Annotated in this window: 9 protein-coding genes; 6 read left to right on the forward strand and 3 right to left on the reverse strand. The window is 70.9% G+C overall.

Going from position 1 to position 9,257, the window contains the following annotated elements:
* Nucleotides 1-93 precede the first annotated feature (93 nt).
* Together AB0B57_RS15455 and AB0B57_RS15460 are read left to right on the forward strand one after the other, a co-directional pair.
* Entirely contained in the window at nt 94-1,236 is a 1,143-nt protein-coding gene (locus AB0B57_RS15455) for an LLM class flavin-dependent oxidoreductase (protein ID WP_357069420.1), read from the forward strand.
* Nucleotides 1,233-1,868, forward strand: a complete 636-nt coding sequence (locus AB0B57_RS15460; protein WP_357069422.1) for an FMN reductase — start codon at nt 1,233-1,235, stop codon at nt 1,866-1,868. The genes AB0B57_RS15455 and AB0B57_RS15460 overlap by 4 nt, the downstream gene beginning before the upstream one ends.
* Here AB0B57_RS15460 and AB0B57_RS15465 read toward each other — a convergent pair.
* Both AB0B57_RS15465 and AB0B57_RS15470 read right to left on the reverse strand, forming a co-directional pair.
* Nucleotides 1,861-2,739, reverse strand: coding sequence for a universal stress protein (locus AB0B57_RS15465; protein ID WP_357069424.1), 879 nt, complete (start codon nt 2,737-2,739; stop codon nt 1,861-1,863). The two genes, AB0B57_RS15460 and AB0B57_RS15465, sit on opposite strands and share 8 nt — an antisense overlap.
* A 194-nt stretch (nt 2,740-2,933) precedes the next feature.
* Complete coding sequence (locus AB0B57_RS15470) at nt 2,934-4,049, reverse strand: MerR family transcriptional regulator (RefSeq protein ID WP_357069426.1); 1,116 nt, start codon at nt 4,047-4,049, stop codon at nt 2,934-2,936.
* Between the two features lie 159 nt (nt 4,050-4,208).
* Here AB0B57_RS15470 and AB0B57_RS15475 point away from each other — a divergent pair, with 159 nt between their 5' ends.
* The 3 genes from AB0B57_RS15475 (at nt 4,209) to AB0B57_RS15485 (ending at nt 6,897) form a co-directional block, all read left to right on the forward strand.
* The gene (locus AB0B57_RS15475; protein ID WP_357069428.1) at nt 4,209-4,709 is read left to right on the forward strand and encodes a GNAT family N-acetyltransferase; all 501 of its coding nucleotides are present in this window, start codon (nt 4,209-4,211) and stop codon (nt 4,707-4,709) included.
* 9 nt (nt 4,710-4,718) lie between these two features.
* Nucleotides 4,719-5,360: a hypothetical protein gene (locus AB0B57_RS15480; protein ID WP_357069430.1), complete on the forward strand. Its 642-nt coding sequence runs from the start codon at nt 4,719-4,721 to the stop codon at nt 5,358-5,360.
* 205 nt (nt 5,361-5,565) lie between these two features.
* The gene (locus tag AB0B57_RS15485) at nt 5,566-6,897 is read left to right on the forward strand and encodes a hemolysin family protein (protein ID WP_357069432.1); all 1,332 of its coding nucleotides are present in this window, start codon (nt 5,566-5,568) and stop codon (nt 6,895-6,897) included.
* Nucleotides 6,898-6,916: 19 nt separating this feature from the next.
* Here AB0B57_RS15485 and AB0B57_RS15490 read toward each other — a convergent pair whose 3' ends face one another.
* On the reverse strand, nt 6,917-7,300 hold the full coding sequence (locus AB0B57_RS15490) for a PaaI family thioesterase (RefSeq protein ID WP_357069462.1): 384 nt from the start codon (nt 7,298-7,300) through the stop codon (nt 6,917-6,919).
* 106 nt (nt 7,301-7,406) lie between these two features.
* On the opposite strand from AB0B57_RS15490, the gene tyrS reads away from it, so the two are divergent.
* Complete coding sequence (gene tyrS / locus AB0B57_RS15495; protein WP_357069464.1) at nt 7,407-8,699, forward strand: tyrosine--tRNA ligase; 1,293 nt, start codon at nt 7,407-7,409, stop codon at nt 8,697-8,699.
* Nucleotides 8,700-9,257 lie beyond the last annotated feature (558 nt).

Here is a 9,257-nt window from a genome sequence, read left to right on the forward strand (position 1 = left end):
CGTGCCGCCGACGGAATAGTTGCGTCGTCAAATAAGTTGTGAGCTGCGTCCGGGTACCACGGCGGCACTCGGTTGACACGCGAGGAGCTGGTCATGCAGTTCGGGATCTTCACCGTCGGCGACGTCACCGTCGATCCGACCACCGGTCGGGAGCCGACCGAGCATGAGCGGATCAAGGCGATGGTCGCGATCGCGTTGAAGGCCGAGGAGGTCGGCCTGGACGTCTTCGCCACCGGTGAGCACCACAACCCGCCGTTCGTGCCGTCGTCACCGACCACCATGCTCGGCCACATCGCGGCCCGCACCGAGCGGCTGCTGCTGTCCACCGCGACCACGCTGATCACCACGAACGACCCGGTGAAGATCGCCGAGGACTACGCGATGCTCCAGCACCTGTCCGACGGCCGGGTGGACCTGATGATGGGCCGCGGCAACACCGGCCCGGTCTACCCGTGGTTCGGCAAGGACATCCGCGCCGGCATCCCTCTCGCGATCGAGAACTACGACCTGCTGCACCGGCTGTGGCGCGAGGACGTGGTCGACTGGAAGGGCAAGCACCGCACCCCGTTGCAGTCGTTCACCTCGACGCCGCGCCCGCTCGACGGCGTGCCGCCGTTCGTCTGGCACGGCTCGATCCGCAGCCCGGAGATCGCCGAGCAGGCCGCCTACTACGGCGACGGCTTCTTCGCCAACCACATCTTCTGGCCCAAGGAGCACACCCAGCGGATGGTCGGGCTCTACCGCCAGCGGTACGCGCACTACGGCCACGGCACCGCCGACCAGGCCATCGTCGGCCTCGGCGGGCAGGTGTTCATGCGGCGCAACTCGCAGGACGCGGTCCGGGAGTTCCGGCCGTACTTCGACAACGCCCCGGTCTACGGGCACGGACCGTCGCTGGAGGAGTTCACCCGGGAGACGCCGCTGACCGTGGGCAGCCCGCAGCAGGTCATCGACCGCACGCTGGGCTTCCGCGAGTACGTCGGCGACTACCAGCGGCAGCTGTTCCTGATGGACCACGCGGGCCTGCCGCTGAAGACCGTGCTGGAGCAGCTCGACCTGCTCGGCGAGGAGGTCGTGCCGGTGCTGCGCAAGGAGTTCGAGTCGCTGCGACCCGCGCACGTGCCGGACGCGCCGACCCACGCCTCTCTGGTCGCCGCCGCGGGCGGCGGCAAGGACAGCACCGTGCACGCCGTCGACGACGTGACGGGCAAGGCTCCGGAGGGGGCGACCCGATGACCCACCGCACCCTGGCCGTGGTCTCGGCGGGGCTGAGTCAGCCCTCGTCGACCCGGCTACTCGCCGACCAGCTCGCCGCGGCCACCCGCGACGAGTTGGTCCGGCGCGGCTCCGAGGTGGAGCTGCACGTCGTCGACCTGCGGGAATATGCCCACGACGTGGTGAACAACATGCTCACCGGGTTCCCGCCGGCGGCGCTGCGCGAGGTCGTCGACACGGTGACCGGAGCGGACGGGCTCATCGCCGTCACCCCGATCTTCAGTGCCTCGTACAACGGGCTGTTCAAGTCGTTCTTCGACGTGTTGGATTCCGCGTCGCTCGTCGACCGGCCGGTGCTGATCGGGGCCACCGGCGGCACCGCGCGCCACTCGCTGGCACTGGAGCACGCCGTCCGCCCGATGTTCGCGTACCTCCGGGCGGTGGTGGTCCCGACCGCGGTCTTCGCCGCCCCGGAGGACTGGTCGGACGGCACGGCCGACGGCGCGTTGCGCGGCCGGATCCGACGCGCGGCCGGTGAACTGGCCGACCAGGTGGAGCGCCGGCCGCCGACGAGCGGCCCGGCCGACCCGTTCGCCCTCACCACCGACTTCCTGCACCTGCTCGACCGATCCGACGGCACGTCGATCAGCTGACCGGGTGGGCGACCAGCACCGGGCAGTGCGCGTGCTGGATCGCCGCCTGGCTGACCGAGCCGAGCAGCAGACCCGCGAATCCGGCCCGGCCCCGGGTGCCCACGACCAGCAGTGACCCCGTGCCGCTGGCCTCGATGAGCCCCTGGGCCGGGCCGGCCGCCCGGACCGGATGCTCCCGCACCACCAGGCCGGGGTGCGCGGCGCGCACGCTGGCGGACGCGTCGGCCAGCAGCCGTACCGCCTCGGCCCGGTACGCGGCCTGCGACTCGTCGATCTCCCCCACCGCCGCCCGGTCCGCCGCCGGCACGTCGACGTGCACCAACACCAGCGGTACGTCCCGCCGCGCCGCCTCGTCGGCGCCGTTTTCCGTGGCCAGCCGGGCCGACTCGGAGCCGTCGACGCCGACCAGCACCGGGGCGTCCACCGGGATCGGCTGCTCGTCCGGGCGGACCACCAGCACCGGGCAGTGCGCGTGCGCGGCGACCTGCGTGCCGACCGAGCCGAGCAGCAACCCGGCGAACCCGCCCAGCCCTCGACTGCCCACCACGACCAGCTCGGCCTGGCGGGACTCCTCGACAAGCGTGATCCCGGGGCCGCCGGCGACCTGGCGCACGTCGACGACCAGGCCGGGCCACCGGTCGGTCAGGTCGGCCGCCGTGGTCTCCAACATCCGCTGCGCCTCCTCGGAGGGCACCGGCACCCCGATGTCGTACGGATTGAGCGGCACGCCATAGCGGAGTGGGTGCAGGTAGCCGTGCAGCAGCAGGAGCGGCCGGGACCGCAGCAGTGCGGCGCGGGCCGCGTGCTCCGCGGCGACGAGGCTGGACGGCGAACCGTCCACACCCACCACGACCTGTCGATTCATCGGCACTCCCCGGGTCGGTCCGTTGCCTCAGAGTCATCTTGCCGCAATCGCCACCTGTTCGATCAGATGCGATGACGCGCTGGTTGGCACGCGCTGGATGGGCGGTTCGCTGAAACGGGTAACTGTCGCGTACGGAATCGGGTGACGCGCCAGCGCCGAAGCGACCCGATGCCCTCAGCGGGGTTCTCGCGCACAGCGGATCAGGCAACGAGCAGACGGAGGCCGAGCTCTGCCGTGTCGAGGGCGACGAGATCGCGGTTGCGCTCGGCCCACCGGCCTGAGGAGAGGTCTTCGCGAAGTGTGCTGACCGCCCGTTGCTCCGCCTGCGGTCCGACTCTGGTCCATACCGAAACCGCGCGGCGTACCTGTTCGTCCAGGTACGCCTCAGGCCGGCGCCAGTGTGCCTCAAAGAAGCCGTCGTCGCAGTCCCACGGAACGAGCACCGGTTCCGCGCGTCCTCCGATCGCCCGGGTCAGGTCGGCCAGGGACGGCCAGCCGACGAGGAGGTCTGCGAACTCGGGCAGATAGTCGCGGGTGAGCCAGAACCGCTGACGCCAGCCGGTGTCGTCGGCGTCGTACGTGAACACCACCACGCGACGGGCCACCCGCTTCATCTCACGCAGTCCGGCGACCGGGTCCGGCCAGTGATGGACGGTGCTGACCGCCATCGCGGCGTCGAAGGACTGGTCCTCGAACGGCAGACTCTCCGCGGCGGCGGCCACGCACGGCGCCGCGCCCGGGGGACGCTGCGCCCGCATGACCGCCGACGGTTCCACCGCTGTGACGTCACGGTCGGGGGGTTCGTAGGAGCCGGTGCCGGCCCCGACGTTCAGTACCGTTCGTGCGTCCCCCAGCGCAGCCCAGATGCGCGCGGCGATCCGTGGCTCGGTGCGCCGCGTCGCTGGATAAGCGGATCCGATGACGTCGTACAACTGCGGGCCGAACACCTCCAGTTGCTCCTCTGGCGTCGTCCTGATTCCCATCGCTCGTGCCTCCAGTTCCCTGTCGATGGCCGTCACCATGGCAGCAGCGCGGTCGCGCTGGTCCATCAGCAGGCCGCGCAGCCGACACAGGTGCGCGACTGCGTCGGTGGCCGGATCGTCAACCAGATCCGCGATCTCCCGCAATCCAAAGCCGAGCCGCCGGTAGGCGAGCACCTCCCGGAGTCGCTCCACGTCGTCCGCGGAGTAGGCCCGGTGCCCAGCCGCGGTCCGGGTGGACGGCTCCAGGAGGCCGATCTCGTCATAGTGATGCAGGGTGCGGACACTGACGCCGGCCAACTCCGCCACACGCCCCACGGTCAGGTGCTCCTCCACGCCACCAACTATGTGACCTGACGCCGCGTGAGGAGCAAGCGCTGCACTGCCGGCATGATCGAGTTCCCGCTCGCGTCGCGGTGGCGGTCGTGGGCAACCGCGCCGCCCGGTCGGCCAGCCCAGCCCGGTGCTGTCCCACCCGCTGCGTACCCTCGGCCGATGACTGCTGATCTGCGGCTGCGCCCGGTCCTGGAGGACGACCTCGTCGAGTTCTTCCTGCACCAGCAGGACCCGGAGGCCAACCGGATGGCCGCCTTCGGCCCCAAGGACCCGGCCGACCGTCGGGAGTTCGCCCAGCACTGGGCCCGGGTGCTCACCAACCCGGCCAACCGGGTCCGCACCGTCGAGGTCGACGGCGAGGTGGTCGGCTACGTGAGCGCCTTCCCCGTCGAGGGCCAGACCGAGGTGAGCTACTGGATCGACCCGCAACGCTGGGGCCGGGGGCACGCCACCGCGGCCCTGGCCGCCCTGCTGCGCGAGGTGCCCCGGCCGGTGCACGCCCGCGCCGCCAAGGACAACGCCGCGTCCCTCGCGGTGCTGCGCAAGTGCGGGTTCGTGGTGGTCGGAGAGGACTCGGGGTACGCCAACGGTCGCGGTGAGGACGTCGAGGAGTGGCTGCTGGAGCTGCCCGCCGATGCCCCTGACCTGGGCGGGCACTAGTCTCGCGGGGTGAACTGGTTGGATCTCGTCGGCTGGGCCGGCTCCGCGGTGCTGGTCTGGTCGCTGCTGCAGTCGCGCGTCCTGCGGCTGCGCGCGCTCAACCTCGTCGGCAGCGTCGTGCTGATCGGCTACAACGCCGCCATCGAGGTCTGGCCCATGGTCGGGCTCAACGTCGTGCTCGCGGCGATCAACATCTGGTATCTGCGGGGGATGCTCGCCACCCGGCACGACGAGCAGACCTACCAGGTGGTGGAGGTCGGCGTCGGCGATGAGTTCCTCGCGCACACGCTGCGGGTGCACGCCGACGACATCGCCCGGTTCAATCCGGGCTTCCGGTGGGACCCGGACGCGTCCGGCCGCTCCGCCTTCCTCGTGGTCCGGGCCGACGAGGTGGTGGGCGTGGTGCTGTCGCACGCCGAGGCGCGCGGCGTCGCCCAGATCGACCTGGACTACGTGACCCCCCGGTTCCGTGACTTCACTCCGGGCGAGTTCGTCTACCGCCGCAGCCACCTGTTCACCGAACGGGGCTTCCGCCAGGTGGTCAGCCCACCCCGGATGGTCGCGCCCTACTACCACCGGCTCGGCTTCCGCCCGGAGGGCGACTCGTACGTCCTCGACCTGCCGACGACCCCGGCCGCCGATCCGGCGTAGCGGTCGCCGCCGACCGATCCGGCGTGGCGTCGCCGCCGACCGATCCGGCGTGGCGTCAGCGACGCCCGATCCGGCGTAGCCTCAGCCGGGCAGGATTCGGCGGGCACCGGACGGGGCAATCACACGCCTACGCCGGGCGGGCTCGCCGACCGGCGGGCGCCGCGCGTACTGGCCGGTGCCACCATCACGAGGGAGCGAACCGGGCGTGCAGAGCTACGGGAGCCAACTGGCCCTGGTCGGGATCCTGGTCGTGATCAACGCGCTCTTCGCCGGCAGCGAGATGGCGTTGGTGTCACTGCGGGACAGCCAGATCCAGCGGTTGGAGCGCACCAGCAGGGCCGGCCGGGTGCTGGCCCGCCTCGCCAAGGACCCGAACCGCTTCCTGGCCACCATCCAGATCGGCATCACCCTCGCCGGCTTCCTGGCCTCCGCCGCCGCGGCGGTCTCGCTGGCCAAGCCCCTCGTGCCGCTGCTCGGGGTGTTCGGCAGCGCCGCCGAGACGGTGGCCATCGTGGTGGTCACCCTCGCGCTGACCTTCGTCACCCTGGTCTTCGGCGAGCTGGCCCCCAAGCGGATCGCCATGCAGTCCGCCGAGCGGTGGGCGCTGCTGGTGGCCCGCCCACTCGACCTGCTCGCCACGTTCACCCGCCCGGCCGTCTGGGCGCTCGGCGCCACCAGCGACGTGGTCGTCCGACTGGTCGGGCTCAACCCGAAACACCAGCCGGAGGAGATCGGCCCGGACGAGCTGCGCGACATCGTCGCCGGCAACCACGGCTTCACCAAGGAGCAGCGCACCATCATCGCCGGGGCGGTGGAGATCGCCGACCGACGGTTGCGGGCTGTCCTCGTACCCCGGTTGCAGGTCTTCACGCTCGACAGCGGGACCACCGCGGAGGCCGCGCGGCTCGTGCTGGCCGCCACCGGGCACTCCCGCGCGCCGGTGGTGCGCCACGGCGGCCTGGACGACACCGCCGGGGTGATCCACCTACGCGACCTGGTGGGGGTGCCCGACGACCGCCCGGTCGACGAGATCGCCCGCCCCCCGATGCTGCTGCCCGACTCGCTGCCCGTGGTGGACGCGCTGCGCCAGTTCAAGGCCGAACGCCAGCACATCGCGCTCGTCGTGGACGAGCGCGGCGCCGTCGACGGCATCGTGACACTGGAGGACATCCTGGAGGAGATCGTCGGTGAGATCTACGACGAGACCGACCGGGACGTCCGCTCGGTGCGCCACGACCCCGACGGCGCGCTGCTGCTGCCCGGCACCTTCCCGGTGCACGACCTTCCGGACATCGGCGTCGAGCTGCCGTCGCGTCCGGACGGCGACTACACCACCGTCGCCGGGTTGGTGCTGGCCCGACTCGGGCACATCCCCACCGTCGCGGGGGAGGACGTCACCCTGGACGGCTGGGTCCTGGTGGTCGCCGGCATCGACCACCGGGCGATCACCGAGGTACGCGTCAGTCGCGTACCCGATGACACCGACGCGGACGCCGACCTGACCGCGGAGCCGGTGTTGGACGAGGCCCGTAGCTGAACGGCCCGGGTGCCGCCGCTCAGTCGCGCGAGAGGTTCTGCAGTCGGACCTGACCACGCGCGACGAGCCGCTGGTCGGCATCGGTGATCTCCACCTGCCAGAGCTGCTGGCTGCGGCCCCGGTGCACCGGGGTGCCGACCGCGGTCAACTCGCCCTCCCGCACGGCCCGCAGGAAGTCGGTCTGGTTCGACACGCCGACCACCGTGCCCCGGTCGGCCAGCCAGAGGGAGCCGCCGACGCTGGCGGCGGTCTCCACGACCGAGCAGTACACCCCACCGTGCTGGATGCCGAACGGCTGGTGCAGCTCCGGTCGGACCTGCCAGCTGATGACCACCCGGTCGGCGGACGCCTCTTCGAACGTCAGGCCGAGCAGGGCGACGAAACCACCCGTCAGATCCGGCATCTCCACGGCGAAACCCTCCTCGATCAACGGGGCGCAAGCCTAACCGGGGCGGGTTACGGCAAACCCGGTACGGGTCGGTGCCGGCGATGGGGGAGAATCGGTGACCGTGACCGACAGCAGCCCCCCGCCGTCCGGGCGGGACTCCCTGACCGACGACCTGCTCTGGCGTGGCCTCATCCAGGACTCGACAGGCCTCGACGAGCTGCGCCAGCTGCTCGACGGTGGGAGCGCCGCCACCTATTACGTGGGCTTCGACCCCACCGCCCCGAGCCTGCACGTCGGCAACCTCATGCAGGTCACCACGGCCCGCCGGCTGCAACTCGCCGGCCACCGCCCGTTGCTGCTGGTGGGCGGGGCGACCGGGCAGATCGGTGACCCGAAGGAGAGCGCCGAACGCACGCTCAACCCGCCCGAGGTGATCGCCGGCTGGGTCGAGCGCATCCGCGACCAGCTCGCGCCCTTCGTGTCGTACACCGGGGACAACGCGGCGCGGCTGGTCAACAACCTGGACTGGACCGGCGAGATGTCGATCGTCGAGTTCCTGCGTGACGTGGGCAAGCACTTCCCGGTGAACAAGATGCTCGCGCGGGAGGTGGTGCGGGCCCGGCTGGAGACGGGCATCAGCTTCACCGAGTTCAGCTACCAGCTGCTCCAGGGCAACGACTTCTTCGAGCTGCACCGCCGATACGGCTGCCAGCTCCAGTTCGGTGGGTCCGACCAGTGGGGCAACATCACCGCGGGCGTCGACTACGTCCGTCGGCGAGGGGCGGGGCCGGTGCAGGCGTTCACCACGCCCCTGGTCACCAAGGCCGACGGCACGAAGTTCGGCAAGAGCGAGGGCGGCGCCGTCTGGCTCGACCCGACGATGACCAGCCCGTACGCCTTCTACCAGTTCTGGCTCAACGTCGAGGACCAGGAGGTCGACCGCTACCTGCGGTACTTCAGCTTCCGTACCCGCGACGAGTTGGAGGAGCTGGCGAAGGCGACGGCCGAGCGGCCGGCTGCCCGCCTGGCGCAACGGGCGCTCGCCGAGGAGTTGACCACCCTGGTGCACGGCGCCGAGGAGACCCGACAGGCGATCGCCGCCAGTCAGGCCCTCTTCGGCCGTGGGTCGCTGGACGACCTGGCCCCGGAGACGCTGCGCGCGGCGTTGACCGAGGCCGGCCTGGTGCGTCTCACCGGCGAATTGCCGGATGTGGCGGGACTGTTGCGGGACTCGGGGCTCGTCAATGGCCTCAAGGAGGCCCGCCGGGTGATCGCCGAGGGCGGCGCCTACGTCAACAACAACCGGGTGACCGAGGTGGACGCCGTGGTGCCGGTGACCGACCTGCTGCACGGGCGATACCTGGTGCTGCGTCGCGGCAAGCGCTCCTTCGCGGGCGTTGAGCTGGGCGAATAGTCGACCGTCGACGATGTGACGGGGGACGCGTCCGGCGGATTTGACGATCATCCCGCCGGACGCGTAACTTTCTCTCTGCCAGCGCGGAACGGACGAAACAGGCGAAAGCCTGAAACGGCCGGAGCGCGGGCCGACGGCCTCGGGGCCGGGCGGGCATGCCCACCGGATCCCGGACCGGGCGGTGCCACCAGAAACGCCGCGAGGCGGATTTGGTGCGGCGAAACCGACCGGGTATGGTTACCAACTGGCAGGGCACCGGGCGGGTCGCGGGAAATCGCGACGGCCGGCCTGCCGGAATCCGTGACGAGAGCGGCGCAAGCCGGTCGAGGCATGGTGCCCGCATTACCGAGTGAAGCACGACGAACCGCGAAACACCGGTTTGACACGGCGGAAACGAGCGGGTAACGTAGTAAAAGTGCCTGGCGCTGAAAATGCCAGGGACACGGTGCGAAAAGCCCCGGTTGGGGTTCCACTGAGGTGGGGCTTCTGGTCGGTGTGTGGTTGTTCTTTGAGAACTCAACAGGGTGCTTGTAAAGCCAGTGCCAATTATGATTTATA

It is taken from the genome of Micromonospora sp. NPDC049101, assembly GCF_040648675.1.
Lineage (GTDB): Bacteria > Actinomycetota > Actinomycetes > Mycobacteriales > Micromonosporaceae > Micromonospora.

Bases quoted from the DNA above. Each gene is read 5' to 3' on its own strand.
- AB0B57_RS15455 (WP_357069420.1), top strand. From the start codon at position 94: ATGCAGTTCGGGATCTTCACCGTCGGCGACGTCACCGTCGATCCGACC.
- AB0B57_RS15460 (WP_357069422.1), top strand. From the start codon at position 1,233: ATGACCCACCGCACCCTGGCCGTGGTCTCGGCGGGGCTGAGTCAGCCC.
- AB0B57_RS15475 (WP_357069428.1), top strand. From the start codon at position 4,209: ATGACTGCTGATCTGCGGCTGCGCCCGGTCCTGGAGGACGACCTCGTC.
- AB0B57_RS15490 (WP_357069462.1), bottom strand. From the start codon at position 7,300: ATGCCGGATCTGACGGGTGGTTTCGTCGCCCTGCTCGGCCTGACGTTC.